The sequence below is a fragment of the Flavobacterium niveum genome (assembly GCF_055231775.1).
Map to the genome: position 1 here is coordinate 624852 of NZ_JBUYSX010000002.1, position 16391 is coordinate 641242.

Here is a 16391-nt window from a genome sequence, read left to right on the forward strand (position 1 = left end):
GTGGTTTTAACAAAAAATTATCACTTTCTGTTATAATTTTTTGAGCGCAATTATGGATTTATACCCAATATTCGTGGGCTTGTGTTGCAATATTTTGCAAAATTATGCGGTGTTTTCTAAATTGTAAATTTTATATAAATAGTGATGTATTTTTTATAAATATTTAACGTTTTGAAATATGAAAACGTTTTATCTTTACGGAATATTCCTGTAAAAGAAAGGTTAATTAAATTTCTTATTATAGGGTTAAGAAGAAATGATTACGTTTTCGTAAAGTAGGCTGCAAGATTTTCGTAAAATTTTCGTTATTTTTACCAATGTAAAACACATCCCGGAATATGAGACCAAAAGCGACCTTAAAACAAATTGCAAAAGAACTCGGCGTATCGGTATCTACCGTATCGAAAGCGCTGAGCAACAGCCCGGAAATCAGCGAGCCAACGAAAATCAAGGTTCAGGAATTTGCCAAGCTTAAAAACTATAAGCCGAACAATATTGCTGTAAACCTGAAAAGCAAGCGTTCTAAAACCATCGGCGTTATTATCCCTAACATCCTTAACCCGTTCTTTGCCAAAGTATTTAGCGGTATAGAAAAAGAGGCTAACGAGCGTGGGTATAACGTGATTACCTGTATAAGTAACGAATCGCTTAAAAAGGAAATCGCCACCATGGACATGCTGAGTAACGGCACCATAGACGGGTTTATCCTTTCGGTAGCCGATGAAACCCAGAAAGAGCATGAGTTTAAACATTTTAAGGAAGCTATGGCCGATGATATCCCAATTGTAATGTTTGACAGGATATCTGAGGAGGTTAACTGCGATAAAGTTATTGTAGATGACTTCGATTCTGCTGTAAATGCGGTAAACCATCTTGTGGCTACCGGCAGCAAAAGGATAGCGCTTCTTTCTAACATAGACAATACCAGCGTAGGTAAACTTAGGGCTGAGGGATATTTAGAGGCGCTGCAGGCAAACAATATAGCTATAGATGAAACACTTATCCTGCGTTGTGAAAGTACTGAGGAATTTGAAGAGCAATTCCCTGCTTTTTTTGATGTAAAAGGTAAAGAAATTGACGGCGTATTTGCGCTTGAAGAATCGGCTTCGGTAATAGCACACAAAGCAGTGCTTAAGGGTGGTTTTAAAATACCTGAAGACGTACAGCTTATAGGTTTTGCCGATGGTGTATGGTCGCGCAGGCTTACGCCAAGCCTTAGTACGGTGAGCCAGCACGGCCCTGAGATAGGTGAGGCCGCTGCCAGTATATTAATTAACAGGCTGGAAAGTAAAGAAGGTGAAGCTCCTGAATACGAAACTACGGTGATTAAAACCGAGCTACGCCAAAGGGACTCTACCAGGAAATTGTAATTTTGTTATGATCCTTACATAAATGCATAAAGGGCTGCTCCGTTTCCGGACAGCCCTTTGTTTTATTTTTTGAAACAATTGCTTCTTATTTTTTATTGAAGTAGGTAGACGAACCGTTTTGTTCCAGTGTAAAGCCTTTTGGGTCGAAAATCATCTTTACCCCTGAGCCTTCGTGTATAAACTCAGTTTCGCTTAGCGGGGTAATATAAAACGTACCCTGCTCATCGGCATGTATGCGCAACTGTCCTTTTATCAAAGCCACGTTGATTACAAACGGCAGGCTCGCATTGCTATAGTTGCCTTCAAATTTTTTCAGGGCATCGTCTCCCAGTACAACACTGTCAAACGTAGGGAAGCGGTATGGCAGCCTGTAGTAGCAGCTCAGTATACCCAGCATTACATCATTAAAACTCATGTCCAGCCCGTTTGAAATCAACGCTACTGCAAGGTCTTCTTTCGGGTAATATCCCACAGCCGATTCAAATGCCTCTATACCGCCGTTATGCCCGTAAAACTTACGCTCCCCAAACGGAAAGTTGAACACACCCTTGCCATATCCAAAATCCATGGTGGTCATGTGTGCCAGCGATTCAGGGTTGATGATTTTTCCTGCCCACAGTGCGGTAATGAATTTGGTAAGGTCTTCAGGGGTACTTTGTAGTGCACCGGCAGCACCGGCCACGGTTTCATGCCACTCGTTTTGTTTTACCCAGGTGCCGTCTTCATTTTTATAGGAATACGCCTCGCTTTTCTTTGAATTTATCTTACCGAAGTACTTGGTGTTTTTCAGTCCGTGTTTGTTTATAATACGGCTGGTAACGTTGTCCTTAAAGCTCTTGTGGGTAATATCCTGAATTATGAAACCCAACAGCAGGTAGTTGCTGTTACTGTATTCGGCTTTGGTACCGGGTTCAAAAACCGCATCGTATTTATACAGCCGTTCCAGCATGTCGCGGCGCAGCTGTTGCGTGGTAAGTTTTGGTGTAAACGTACTGTCGTTCGTATAGTTGTAAATACCGCTGCTGTGGTTCAGCATGTTTGCAATGGTAATTTTATCAGCATTTTTTATCTTCGGGAAAAACGTACTGAGCTTGGTGTCAAGCTTCAGCTTTTTTTCCTCAATAAGCTGGAAAACCACACTGGCGGTAAACATCTTGGTAATGCTTCCTATCTTGTATTTGGTTTGCGGGGTTGCCTTTACTTTGGTACCTACATCGGCAAAACCATAAGCCTTGCTGAATACCACCTTATCTTTTTCGCGCAGGGTAAGACTGCCCATAAACTTGCCGTTTTGGTACAGGTAGGTCATCAGGCTGTCGATCTTCCTGAACTTTCCTTCCCCGCCCTGGGCAAATAGGGTAGTGGTGAGGAGTAAGGTGAATAATAAAAATGCTTTTTTCATTTGCCAAAGGTTATGCGGTTATCTGGTTATCCGGTTATTCGTTCATTGCTGCTTTAGCCACTTCTTCGAATAACCGCATAACCCTATAACCAAATTAACTCCTAATGTGCTTCCAGCCAGTTTACGCCTTCGCCTACTTCCACATCTAATGGTACTGCAAGGGTAAAAGCATTTTCCATTTCGTGCTTTATCATCGGCTTTATGCGTTCCAGCTCTTCTTTATAAACGTCAAAAACAAGTTCGTCGTGTACCTGTAGCAACATTTTGCTTTTCCAGCCTTCATCTACCAGTCGTTTCTGTATGTTAATCATGGCAATTTTAATGATGTCGGCGGCACTACCCTGTATAGGTGCGTTTACGGCATTTCGTTCTGCTGCGCCACGCACCACGGCATTAGCCGAGTTTATATCCTTAAGGTAACGCCTGCGGCCCAGTACGGTGGTAACAAAGCCGTTTTCGCGTGCCGATTCTATCTGCTCGCTCATGTATTGCTTCAGTCGCGGATAGGTTTTGTAGTAAGCTTCAATCAGGTCTTTGCTTTCGCTGCGGCTCAGTGAAGTCTGGTTACTAAGCCCGAATGCCGACACGCCGTATATAATACCGAAGTTCACCGTTTTGGCATGGCTACGCTGCTCGCGGGTAACCTCGGCCAGTGAGGTGTTAAATACCTTGGCGGCCGTGCTGGCGTGGATATCCTCCCTGTTCTGGAACGAACGTATCATCTCAGGGTCTTCGCTAAGCGCAGCAATAATGCGCAATTCTATTTGCGAGTAGTCGGCACTGACCAATATGTAGTTTTCATCACGTGCCACAAATGCCTTGCGTATCTGCCTGCCGCGCTCGGTGCGGATAGGAATGTTTTGCAGGTTCGGGTTGTTGCTGCTCAGTCGGCCTGTGGCAGCTACCGTTTGCATATAATCGGTGTGTACGCGGCCGGTTTTGGTTTCTACCTGCCCCGGAAGCGCATCTACATAGGTGTTTTGCAGTTTTACTACCTGGCGCCAGTCCAGTATATCCTGAATAATATGGTGCTCGTTAGTAAGGTACGACAGCACCTCTTCGCCGGTGGCGTACTGCCCGGTCTTGGTTTTCTTTTGCTTGCTGCCGCCAATCTTCATTTTGTCGAACAGGATTTCACCAAGTTGCTTCGGCGAACCCAGGTTGAACGTTTCCCCGGCAGCTTCGTATATTTTCTGTTCCAGTGCCTTGGTGTCAGCGCTCAACTCTGCTGAAAGCTCCTTTAAGTAAGGTACATTCAGGTTGATGCCCTCGGTTTCCATCGCGGCCAGTACCGGCATTAGCGGAATTTCTATCTCGTCAAAAAGCTTGCGTGTGCCGGTTTCATCCAGCATCGGGGCAAATACCTCTTTTAGTTGCAGGGTAATATCAGCATCTTCTACGGCGTACTCCTTGATCTGTTCCAATGCTACGTCGCGCATGCTTTTCTGGCCTTTTCCTTTTTTGCCAATGAGCGTTTCAATAGGCATCGGGCTGTATTTCAGGTAGGTTTCTGCCAAAACATCCATGCCGTGGCGCATATCCGGGTTAATCAGGTAATGCGCTATCATGGTGTCGAAGAATTTACCTTTTACCGTGATGCCATAGTTTGAAAGTATCTCAAGGTCGTACTTTAGGTTCTGGCCTACTTTTTCAATGCCTTCAGCCTCAAAAAACGGACGGAATTTATCTACAAGCGCTTGTGCCTCATTTCTGTCGGCAGGGACCGCTACGTAAAAGCCCTTGCCTCTCTCCCATGAGAATGACATACCCACCAGTTCAGCGGTAAGCGCATTTACACCGGTAGTCTCGGTATCAAAACATACGCTGGCTTGCTTCAGCAGGTTGTTTACTAAAAAGTTGACACCCATACCTTCTGCCACCTGGTAGTGGTGGTCGGTACTTTCAAGCGTATTGTAGAATGAGCTGTGTCCTGTAGCGGGAGCATCGGCATCATCAAAACCAAACAGGTTGGTTTGGTTTTCGTCTTTTTTGCTGCTTCTTTTGGCCGGTGCTGCCGATGCATCGGCACTGTCAGGGTTTATCTGGTCGTATTCTTCACCGTGGGCAAACAGCTTATGGAACTGGTCGGCCAGGCGGCGGAATTCCAGTTCGTTAAACAGCGCCTCTACTTTTTCGGTGTCCGGTTTTGTCAGCTCGTAGTCGTGCTCGTCAAACATTACGTCGCAATCAGTAATTATCGTCGCGAGCTTTTTAGACATAATGCCCAGCTCCTTGTTGTTTTCTATGTTTTCGCGCATTTTACCTTTCAACTCGTGGGTGTTAGCCAAAAGGTTTTCCATGCTGCCGTATTCTTTCAGTAGTTTTTTTGCGGTTTTTTCACCTACGCCCGGTAATCCCGGTATGTTGTCTACAGCATCGCCCATCATGCCCAGGTAGTCTATAACCTGTTCGGTACGTTCTATTTCAAAGCGGTCCAGTACCTGCTGCACGCCCCATATTTCTATGTCATTTCCCAGTCGAGACGGGCGGTACATAAAAATGTTTTCGGTAACCAGCTGTGCAAAATCCTTATCGGGCGTTACCATATATACCTGGTAACCCTGCTTTTCGGCCTGTTGTGCCACGGTACCTATAAGGTCGTCGGCCTCGCAGCCTGCCAGTTCTATTACGGGTATGTGCATGGCACGAAGGATTTCCTGTATGTACGGCACCGCTATGCGGATGGCTTCGGGTGTTTCATCGCGGTTTGCCTTGTATGCAGTGTACATCTCTGTACGTACAGCACTGCCTTCCTTATCAAAGGCTACGGCAAGGTGGTCCGGGCGTTCGCGCTTTATTACATCAATCAGCGAATTCATAAAGCCCAGTATGGCGCTGGTGTCCATGCCCTTGCTGTTTATCCTCGGGTTTTTTATAAAAGCATAATAGCCGCGGAATATAAGTGCGTAGGCATCAAGCAGGAAAAGTCGTTTTTGCTGTGACATGTGTCCGTTTTTTGTTTGGATGTAAAAATACTGAAACCTGCCTTAATAAAAAAGTGCAGCGCCCCGTTGCTGTAAAAAGCCAATGGGGCGCTGTATATATAGAGTGATAGTTTTTCCGTGTCGTTTCTAAAGCAAAGTTATGCTGTGTTTAGTGAACAAAAACCTAACGGACTGATACAGTTTTGCTAAAAAAACACCTGACACGTATACTGACATAACGTGTTATGGCACATTTTATGATGCATCTTTTGCAATATATTTTTTACTACACACATGCGCCAAATAATACTACCGCTTTTGTTGATTTTTATTGTAGTCAGCGAAATTTACACCTTTATAGCGGTAAAGGAAGCGGTGAAAAACCGTTGGGTTCACTGGGTATACCTTGCCATATCAGTGCTTATCATAGCTTACATTATCTATTCGTTTACACAGTTTGACCGAAGCAAAGGCCAAACCCGCCAAACGCTGTTTACCATAGGGCTGATGCTTATAACCGTAGTGCCAAAGCTGCTTATTGCCATAGTAATGCTTGGCGAGGATATCTTCAGGCTCTTTGCCGGATGTATCCGCGCTTTTGCGGGACAAACAGGGCAGCCGTTCTTTGCCGAACGCCGCCGTTTTGTAAGCCTTGCCGCGCTTGGGGTAGCGGCGGTGCCGTTCCTCTCGTTGCTGTATGGTATGACCAAAGGCAAGTACAACTTTAAGGTGCGTAAAACAACGCTTACTTTTCCTGACCTTCCCGAAGCATTTGACGGAATGACCATCACACAAATATCCGATGTGCACAGCGGTAGTTTTGATGATAAGGAAAAAATAGAATACGCTATTGACCTTATCAATGAGCAGAAAAGTGATATTATCCTTTTTACCGGTGATATTGTAAATACCCACGCCACCGAAATGCACCCGTGGATAGAAACCTTTAAGCGTATAGATAATGCGCCTTTGGGTAAGTATTCGGTTTTAGGGAACCACGATTATGGTGAATATGTTACCTGGCCTTCGCAACAGGCTAAAGATGAAAACTTCAGGGAGATTAAAGACCTGCACAGGCAAATCGATTTTAAGCTGTTGCTTAATGAGCATGTAAAATTCCAAAAGGACGGGCAGCAGATAGTCCTTGTTGGGGTGGAGAACTGGGGTAAAGGCTTTAAGCAGGCGGGCGACCTTAACAAAGCATCGGAAGGCCTGGGTAAAAATGATTTCAAGATACTGATGAGCCATGATCCAAGCCACTGGGATATTGAGGTGCAGAATGACGACAGGCACTACCAGCTTACCCTTAGCGGTCATACACACGGCTTTCAGTTTGGTATAGAAATCCCGGGTTTTATCAAATGGAGCCCGGTACAATACGTGTACAAACAGTGGGCGGGCCTTTATGAGAACCTGGGCCGCTATATCTACGTAAACCGTGGTTTTGGCTTCCATGCATACCCGGGCAGGGTGGGTATTTGGCCTGAAATTACGGTACTGACACTAAAAAAAGGTTAATTACTGCCTTAGTATTGTAAAAATGCTATATTTGTATGAAAATTTCCTAATAACAAAGGTTTTTAGAGTATTTTAACACAGCCAATTTATGTCAAAATTCGGAGAACTTATTAACTCGCCGGTTCCTGTGCTGATAGATTTTTATACGGAATGGAACGAGCCATCTGTAGCCATGCACCCTGTAATAAGGGATGTTGCCGCTGCACTGGGCGATAAGGCTAAGGTTATTAAAATTGACGTGGATAAAAACCAGGAACTGGCCGATGCGCTTCGTATTAAAGGTTTGCCTACACTTATGATTTATAGGGGTGGCGAAATGGTATGGAGGCAAAGCGGCGAACTTGATGCCAATACAATCATTGGCCTGGTAAAAGAACAGTACTAATACGGCAATAACCCGAAGCGGTACCGTTCCCTCTTTAATTGTTCTATTGCACGGGGCAGTGCATACTGCAGGTTGCGGCGTGCCTTTTCGCTGTCGTGGAATATAATAATACTGCCGTTTTCCACATTTTTCATTACATTCTTCAGGCATTTCTCAGGAGTAATGCCCTGGTCGAAGTCTGCACTGAGTACATCCCACATTATCAGTTTAAATCCCCTGTGCCTCATGGCCGATGCCTGCCTGCGGCTCATTTTGCCATACGGAGGACGGAATAAGCGCGTGCCTTCAGGTTTGTGTTTCAGTATGGATTTCTGGCACAGTTCAGCATTTTTCACATAGATTTCATCGTCCTCTATCCAGCCGTTAAGGTGATTAAAGGTGTGGTTGCCTATGGCATGCCCTGCCGCTACTACCTGTTTAAACACTTCAGGGTTTTTCTCAATATTATCGCCAATGCAAAAAAACGTAGCCTTAATATCGTGGCGTTTCAGTACGTCCAGTACCCAGGGTGTTACCTGTGGTATGGGGCCGTCGTCAAAGGTAAGGTACACGGTTTTCTCCTTACGGGCCACATTCCAGATGAATCCCCCAAAGAACTTCTTTATAAACCAGCGTGTCTTTACCCAGTAAAATCCCATAGCTAAAAAAAGATGCAGCCGAAGCTGCATCCTGTATTTGTGTTATTATTTTTCTTTTGCTGTATCAGCAGCTTTTGCTTTGTTAGTGTCTAAAGTTTCAATATCTAAAGAATCCTCAGGTTGTGCTTCTCCTTCATTTTCCCTTTTGTATTTACCTACTTTTTGGTTCAGCTGGTTGAATTTAGGGAATTCCTTTTGGTAGTATTCATCATCGCCATTCTCCTGTGCAAGCCACAGCAGGCTGCGGTAACGCTCTATATCGGTAGCAATATCGTTGCGTATATATGTCTGGTCGCTTGGGCTTACGCCTGCGTAGAATACCAGGCTTTCCTGGTATTTCTTAATCAGTATATCCAGTACTTTATGTGCACTTTGTTTGTCGCCCAACTCATAGTAACCTGTAATAAACGGCTCCAGCAGGGTGTAGAAACCATATTGTTCTACAGGTAGCTTGGTCATGGCCAGGTCTATTACCTTGCGTGCCCTTACCTTGTCACCTTCATCCAGTAGCGCCTGCATCAGCCTAGCCATATTAGTACGGTAGGTAATGCTGTTTTTACGTGTTTCAGGGTCATGGTAAATGCTTGGGCTTTCGCTGTTGCCCCACTCCCAGTGCATAACTATGTCATACATTTTGTTGGTGTCTATACGACCCATATCAAGTGGGCTGCCGTCTTCCGGTATCGCTGTTTTTAGTGGTACAAGCTTATACACCATACCGTCAAGCTGCAGGTAATCCTTCATCCACAGGTAATCGTCGTCGCCAAAGCTACCACCTGTAAAGTATATCGGCCTTTTCCAGTTGTTGTTGTATACAATGTCCAGCATCATAAGACGGTTCTTGTACAGTGCATCACCTTTTATAGTAAAGTCGATGTAAGGCACTATGCTGTCAGCCAACTCAGGGCTTACAATTTTGTTTTTAAGAACTGAGGCCTTGTCTACGTTGAAACGTATTTTGTTCGTAGGGTAGTAGTTCACCCAGTGGCCGTTGTTCAGCTGGCGTTTCAGCCTGTTGTCATCGCTGCCCATCAGCTTTAGGAAGTAGCTCAGGTCGATGCGCTCCTCAGTACCCGGAATGTACAGCATATAATCGCGTGTACCCTGCTTGTACTGGTCGTGCGTAAAGGTTACCGGCATAGGGTCGCTTTCGTACGCCTTGCGTTTCATCTGGTCAATGTACCAGTCCGTCATAAACAAGCTGGTGTTTACGATACGCACGTCGGTACGGTAGCCTTCCACCTCCTGTGCATACCACAGCGGGAAGGTGTCGTTATCACCTATGGTAAACAGTATCGCATTTTTATCACAAGACGACAGGTAAGCCTTGGCCATAGCCAGTGCAGTGTAACGATCAGCGCGGTTGTGGTCGTCCCAGTTTTGGCTGGCCATAAGTACCGGGGCTGCCAGTAAGCAGACTGCAGTAACGGCAGGCAATGCTATTTTTGGTGTTACATATTGCTTTATCCATTCGTAAATAGCATATACGCCGAAGCCCAGCCACATGGCAAATACGTAGAACGAACCTACAAGGGCATAATCCCTTTCGCGTGGCTCAAACGGCCTTTCGTTAAGGTATATTTTCAGTGCAAGCCCTGTAAACAGGAACAGGGTAAGCAGCACGTAGAAACTCTTCATGTCTTTAGTAGCATGGTAGGCAAGGCCGATACACGCCAACAGGAATGGCAGCAGGTAGTACACGTTGCGGCCTTTGTTATCGGCCTGGTCGCTTGGCAGGTTTGCCTGGCTGCCCAGCCTTATTTCGTCAAGGAATTTAATGCCCGAAATCCAGTTGCCATCAAGGTCGTCATAACGCCCTTGTATGTCGTTTTGCCTTCCGGCGAAGTTCCACATAAGGTAACGGCCGTACATATAGCCAAACTGGTATTCGAACATAAACTTCATGTTCTCTGCAAAGCTCGGTTTCTCTACAATAAGGTAAGAGCCGTAGTGGTTCAGGAACTTATGGTAATCGTCAAAATCAAGCTGGCCAGAGTGGTACGAAGCCTTAAACTCGGCAATAACCTGCTCTATATTGCCACGCGCTTCGGCAATAGCCTGGCCCATTTCTTCATCGCTTAGTTGGTCTACCGGAAGGCCCATGCGGTACAGGTCTTCGGTAAAGTCATACGCAGGATCCAGCCTGAAGGCAGGCGGTGCAGTAAAGTTCATATAGTTTGCCGCACTTTCCGGGTTCCACATACGCGGCATAAAGCCTTTGTGGTTGTTGTCCGTGTTTTGTTTGGCATTTTTAAATTCGTTTACCACCACATATTTACCACTGTTGTAATCGCGCTGGTAGTTAGGTTTTTCGTCTTCGTACGGATGCTCTTGGTCCAGGCCGCTGTACGTATCGGTATACATAGGGCCGTAGAACAATTTCTGCTCACCATACTGCTCACGGTTGTAGTAGGCCAGTACTTCGGTGGCATCGCTTGGGTTGTTTTCGTTGATAACCACATTGGCATTGGCACGTATCGGAAGCATCATCCAGGTGCTGAAACCGATAAGTATAAATAGTATGCTCAGCAGTATACTGTTGTATAGCGCCAGGCCTTTCTTTTTGGTATAGCCAAGGCCAAAGTAAAACACTGCTATAATAGCCAGGAACATAAATATGGTACCTGAGTTAAACGGCAGGCCAAGGGTATTTACCATGAAGATTTCAGTAATCCTGAAAAGTGCCATGGTGTATGGTAGCAGTAACTTAAAGATGAACAGCAGTATGGCTATGATAACCACGTTTGCTATGATAAAATTCTTTACAGTTACGGTTTTGTAATTTTTAAAGAAGTAGATGAAACCGATGCTCGGGAAGGCAAGTAGCGCCATAAAGTGTACCCCGAACGAAAGGCCTATAATCAGCGATATGATTAGCAACCATTTGCTGCCGCGTGGTGTATGCATGTCCTGTTCCCACTTAAGGCCCAGCCAAAGCAGCAGGGCTATAAACAGCGATGCCATGGCGTAAACCTCGGCTTCAGTAGCGTTAAACCAGAAACTGTCAGTAAAGGTGAAAGCAAGTGCGCCTATAGCACAAGAAGCCAGTATGGCCTTAAGGTTGCTTTCGCTTAATTCAGAATATTTGCTTACTACCGATTTCAGTACCATGGTACCCGACCAGAACATAAAGAGTATGGTAAAAGCGCTGGAAAGTACCGAAACCATATTTACCATTAGTGCAACATGCTCTTTGTCTATGGCGAACATGGACATAAAAGCGCCCATCATCTGGAAAAGCGGCGCTCCCGGAGGGTGGCCTATTTCAAGTTTGGCTGAAGTAGATATGTACTCCCCGCAATCCCAAAAGCTCAATGAAGGTTCTACAGTTAATGAATACGTGATGAGGGCAACCGCAAATACGGACCACCCCACTATGGTGTCCCATTTCCTGAAATTGAATGTTGTCATGTATGGTGAATTATCCTGGATATAAATTCTAAATGCAAAGAAACTATTTTTTTGCCAATGAGAAAGGATATTGTGTTTTTTTGAATGAAAAAGAGGCCGCAACGGGCGGCCCCAGCTTTTGTTTTATATTTCGTTTTTCCTGCCAAAGCGCATAAACCAGCCGTTGCAGGTGTTAAATGTCCCCTTATGTTTTTCGTACAGTGCAGTGTCGCCGTTTTCCTGCATTACCTGTAGTAAGGTGCGGTAACGCTCTATCTGCATTATAATATCATTTGCCAGATGGTTTTGCTGCACTGCTGATAATGAGTGGTAATACCCCAGGCTGTCCTGGTACTTGCGGGTGAGTTGTGCCAACAGTTGTTGTGCCTTTTCTTTCTCGCCTACTTTATAATACCCTTCGGCAAAAGGCGTCACCATGGTGTAGTACCCAAACAATTCTACCGGCATTTTTTCCATGGCGAGGTCTATCACTTCGCGAGCTTTGTCGTATTGGCCTTCCGCGATTAGGGTATCACTAAGGCGCACCATATTCGCCCTGAAGGTAATGCCGTTGTGGCGGGTTTCAGGGTCGTGGTATACTTTAGCGTTGCCGCTGTTGCCCCAGTCCCAATGTTTCACGGTGTCATACGATTTTTCGCTGTCAACGTAGCCCAACTCAAACGGCGAGGCATCTTCGGGTGCTTCTGTACGTACGGGTACAAGCTTTAGCACCAGTCCTTGTGCCTGTAAATAATTCCTCATCCAGCCATAATCGGCAGCATCAGTGGTTCGGCCTGTAAAGCAGATAGGGCGGTCCCAGTTGTTGTTCATTATAATATCCAGCATGGCCATATTGCCTTTGTAAATGGCGCTTTGCGGCAGGTCAATATCTATATAAGGAACTATGGAATCGTATTTACGCGCCGGGACTAAATGGTTTTTCTTAATCTTGTCATGGTCTACCTGTAAGCGTAGCTTGTTGGCAGGGTAGGTGTATGCCTTGCGTCCGCTTTCCAGTGCCACGGTGGCACGCTCATCATCGGTATGGATAAACTTCATGAAATCGGCCATGTCTACACGCTTGTCGGTACGCGGGTCATACAACAGGTAGTCGCGGGTACCGGCGCGGTACTGCTCATGGCTAAAGGTTATCGGCAATGCATCAGAATCATACGCTTTTTGCTTCATCATATCGATGTACCAGTCGGCATGCAACAGTTCGGTACACACCACGCGCACGTCGGTGCGGTAGCCTTCTATTTCCTGCGCATACCACAGTGGGAAGGTGTCGTTATCGGCTACGGTAAATAATATGGCGTTTTTATCGCAACTGTCCAGGAACGCCTTGGCCATGGCTACTGCGGTATAGCGGTCGCTGCGGTCGTGGTCGTCCCAGTTTTGGGTAGCCATACGCGCAGGGACTGCCAAAAGTATAAGTCCAAGGGCAACGGGTGCCAGCACGGGAGCCTTCAGGTATTTTTGGGTGAACTGTTGTACGGCAAATGCGCCCAGTGCTATCCAGATGGCAAAAACATAGAACGAACCTACCAGTGCATAATCGCGCTCGCGGACTTCAAAAGGTTTTTCGTTCAGGAATATTTTCAGGGCAATGCCTGTAAACAGGAACAATACCAGCAGGGTGTAAAAGCTCTTCATGTCTTTCCTGGCGTGGTACACAAGCCCGATAATGCCCAGTGCAAACGGCAGCATGTAGTACAGGTTGCGCCCTTTGTTGTTTTGCATGTCGGGGGTAAGGCTGTCTTGCGGGCCAAGGCGGGCTTCGTCTATAGCAGTAATGCCGCTCATCCAGTTGCCGTTTACAGCATCCAGCTTGCCTTGTTCATCGCTTTGACGGCCTGAGAAATTCCACATCAGGTAACGCATGTACATATAACCAAACTGGTAGCTGAACATATATGACAGGTTCTGCTGGAGTGTAGGTTTTTCTACTACAAGGTAACGCCCGTAACTTTTAAGGAAAGAATCGTACTCTTCATTACCCATATCACCTTTAGCATACGCCGCCCTGAATTGGGCTATAACACCTTCAAGCTGGGCACGTGCGCTGTCTATGGCCTGTGCGGCTTCCTCCTCGCTTAGGTTGTTTACATCTACACCGGCATGTGCCAGGTCGTCTGTAAAATCATACTGCGGGTTAATGTGGAATGCCGGCGGCCCTGAAAGCGCCATATAGTTCACCGCCATTTCAGGGTTGTTCATGCGGGGCAAAAAGCCTTTTTGGGCGTTGTCGCTATTCTGGCGGGCGTTTTTGTATTGGTTTACAATTTCGTATTTGCCCGTTTTGTAGTTGCGCTCGTAGTTGGGTTTTTCATCTACATACGGTTGCTCTGCATCCAGGCCTGCGTAGGCTTCGGTATACATAGGGCCATAGAATGTTTTCTGCTCCGGGTACTGTTCGCGGTTGTAGTAAGCCAATAGCTCAGCAGCATTATTCGGGTTGTTTTCGTTAATGACCACATTGGCATTGGCACGTATGGGCAGCATTATCCAACACGAAGCGCCTATCAGTATAAACAGTATGCACAGCAACCCTGTGTTTGCTGCGGCCCAACCTTTTCGTGCCGAGTAACGCAGGCCAAAATAAAACCCGCCTATAAGCAACCCGAAAGCAAGGATGGTGCCTGAGTTAAACGGCAACCCGAAAGTGTTTACCACGAATATTTCTGTTTTGCCGAAGAATGCCATGGTATACGGCATAAGGAATGCAAATACGAAGAACAGCAATGCCACGATGCCTATGTTGGCAATGATGAAGTTCTTCAGGGTTATTTTTTCGTAATTCTTGAAGTAGTAGATAAGTCCGATAGACGGCAATGTAAGCAACGCCATGAAGTGCACCCCAAACGAAAGCCCGGTAAGCATGGCTATAAGCAATAACCATCGGTTGCCTTTAGGGGTGTGCATTTCGTTACCCCAGCGCAGGCCGCACCACAAAATAAGTGCTATGAACAGGGAAGCGAGTGCATATACCTCGGCTTCCGCGGCGCTGAACCAAAAGCTGTCTGAAAACAAAAAAGCCAATGCACCTACGGCAGCTGCACCCAGTATCATGCGGTTTTGGCGTTTTGAGTCTTCGGTTTGCTTTGGTAGCAGGTCTTTAAGTAGTAATGTAAGCGACCAGAACATGAACAGTATGGTAAAGGCGCTGGCCAGTACCGAAACCATGTTTACGGCAAAGGCAATGTTTTTAGGGCTTAGCGCAAAGGATGCAAACACGGCCCCCAACATCTGGAAGAGTGGTGCCCCCGGCGGGTGGCCTATCTGTAACTTTGCAGAAGTTGAAATGTACTCGCCGCAGTCCCAATAGCTCATGGTAGGCTCAGCGGTGGTGTAGTAAACCGTTAATGCTGTGAAAAATAGCAGCCAGCCTGCAATGTTGTTCTGTTGTTTAAAAGTAAAGTTTGTCATAAACAGCTTTTATGTGGTTGTTACAATAAACGTTAAAATGCCTGCCAAAGTATGGGAAGCAATGCTGAAAGTACAAAATTTCTATGGTTTTTCAAGTAATTGATACTGTTTTTGTTGGGAGGTTGCTGAGGAGTTTTGTTCAGGATTTTTAATTTTTTTTATGTGCTGCATTTGGAAAAAACAAAATATGTAGTACATTTGCACTCGCAATAAGCAACCATGATGGTCTATGGTGTAATGGTAACACTACTGATTTTGGTTCAGTCATTCTAGGTTCGAGTCCTAGTAGACCAACTGGTAAGCCTCCCAAACGGGAGGCTTTTTGCTTTTTAAGGGTTTTGTACATTTATAAAATCTATTATTGGTTTGGCAGGAATTCCAGCGTAATAGGGTAGTTTGCTGTATTTATATCCTTCTTGTTCCTCCAATAATTCTGACACAATACCTACGATTGTGCCATTTTTGTCAATTATTGGGCTGCCGCTATTACCAGGATTAGTTTTTGCGCTAAAAATAAATAACTCATCTCCCCAATATGTTTGAATGGATGAATTAATTTCTCCCTTATGGCACAATGGGTAGGCGGCTTTAGTAGTTGGAATAGGTGGGTAACCAATTGTAATAATCTCGTCTAAAATTTCAAAATATGGATTTAGGATGAAATTCTTTTTTTCTGACAAATCAGTTGAGGGGTAGATGATTGCTAAGTCTGAACTCTCTGATGCAATAATGTTTTTAAAGGAAATATTGTTGTCTTCAAAATCTTTGATTATTAATTTTTCATATTTTTCGACAACATGTTTATTCGTAATTATAATATGCTCATCGTATGATTTTACAATAAATCCGTTTCCGATAGAAGGGTTTCCATCTAATGTATTTTCGATTTTCACAACAGATTGAATATATTGTTCGATAATATAATTGAAACCAAAAATTCTATTTAATAATATTTCAATGTCAAGATAAAAGCGAGCAATTTCAATGTTAGCGACTTTATACCAAGCTTCATTGTTATTGATTGTGTAAGATGGTATTTTTTGTAAAATCATTAGATCAACAAATATTTCCAAAATTATTTCTGGAATGTCGAATGTAAAACCAATAATTCCTTTTTCGACAATAAATGATCTAAATTGGTTTTTAGAATAGTAGCCCATTGTTTCAAGTGCTTGGATACTATTTTTATTGTCGCGCAATAAAGGGTTTGATTTGCAGAACTTTACTATATCTGTGTGTAAGGCGGGATTCAAAACACTTGAAGTGAAAAAACTAAAAGCTTCTTTTGTTATATTGATGTTCAGCTCTGTTTTTAAAAGTAAATTTTTCATTAGG

General features: G+C 44.8%; 9 protein-coding genes and 1 tRNA gene. 4 read left to right on the plus strand and 6 right to left on the minus strand.

From position 1 onward, the window contains the following. The first annotated feature begins 338 nt into the window (after nucleotides 1–338). Nucleotides 339–1370, plus strand: a complete 1032-nt coding sequence (locus ACZIX4_RS08140; RefSeq protein WP_463335126.1) for a LacI family DNA-binding transcriptional regulator — start codon at nucleotides 339–341, stop codon at nucleotides 1368–1370. A gap of 85 nt (nucleotides 1371–1455) precedes the next feature. Here ACZIX4_RS08140 and ACZIX4_RS08145 read toward each other — a convergent pair whose 3' ends face one another. Beyond that, nucleotides 1456–2772, minus strand: a complete 1317-nt coding sequence (locus tag ACZIX4_RS08145) for a serine hydrolase domain-containing protein (protein WP_463335127.1) — start codon at nucleotides 2770–2772, stop codon at nucleotides 1456–1458. A 101-nt stretch (nucleotides 2773–2873) separates the two neighbouring features. Then, the gene (gene polA, locus ACZIX4_RS08150) at nucleotides 2874–5717 is read right to left on the minus strand and encodes a DNA polymerase I (protein ID WP_463335128.1); all 2844 of its coding nucleotides are present in this window, start codon (nucleotides 5715–5717) and stop codon (nucleotides 2874–2876) included. Between the two features lie 273 nt (nucleotides 5718–5990). Between polA and ACZIX4_RS08155 the strand changes: the two genes are divergently transcribed. Then, entirely contained in the window at nucleotides 5991–7214 is a 1224-nt protein-coding gene (locus ACZIX4_RS08155) for a metallophosphoesterase (protein WP_463335129.1), read from the plus strand. Between the two features lie 88 nt (nucleotides 7215–7302). Then, nucleotides 7303–7599 carry a thioredoxin family protein gene (locus ACZIX4_RS08160; protein WP_463335130.1) on the plus strand — a complete coding sequence of 99 codons (297 nt, stop codon included), beginning with the start codon at nucleotides 7303–7305 and terminating at the stop codon, nucleotides 7597–7599. On the opposite strand, the gene ACZIX4_RS08165 is transcribed toward ACZIX4_RS08160, so the two are convergent. The 3 genes from ACZIX4_RS08165 to ACZIX4_RS08175 form a co-directional block, all read right to left on the minus strand. Further along, nucleotides 7596–8237 (minus strand): polysaccharide deacetylase family protein, encoded by a 642-nt coding sequence (locus ACZIX4_RS08165; RefSeq protein WP_463335131.1) that lies wholly within the window; start codon nucleotides 8235–8237, stop codon nucleotides 7596–7598. The two genes, ACZIX4_RS08160 and ACZIX4_RS08165, sit on opposite strands and share 4 nt — an antisense overlap. A 45-nt stretch (nucleotides 8238–8282) precedes the next feature. Continuing rightward, nucleotides 8283–11648, minus strand: coding sequence for a glycosyltransferase family 117 protein (locus ACZIX4_RS08170; protein WP_463335132.1), 3366 nt, complete (start codon nucleotides 11646–11648; stop codon nucleotides 8283–8285). Nucleotides 11649–11771: 123 nt separating this feature from the next. Then, the gene (locus ACZIX4_RS08175) at nucleotides 11772–15056 is read right to left on the minus strand and encodes a protein O-mannosyl-transferase family (protein ID WP_463335133.1); all 3285 of its coding nucleotides are present in this window, start codon (nucleotides 15054–15056) and stop codon (nucleotides 11772–11774) included. Nucleotides 15057–15279: 223 nt separating this feature from the next. Between ACZIX4_RS08175 and ACZIX4_RS08180 the strand changes: the two genes are divergently transcribed. Then, nucleotides 15280–15350 (plus strand) — tRNA-Gln (locus ACZIX4_RS08180). Nucleotides 15351–15385: 35 nt separating this feature from the next. Here ACZIX4_RS08180 and ACZIX4_RS08185 read toward each other — a convergent pair. Continuing rightward, complete coding sequence (locus ACZIX4_RS08185) at nucleotides 15386–16387, minus strand: S1 family peptidase (protein WP_463335134.1); 1002 nt, start codon at nucleotides 16385–16387, stop codon at nucleotides 15386–15388. Nucleotides 16388–16391 lie beyond the last annotated feature (4 nt).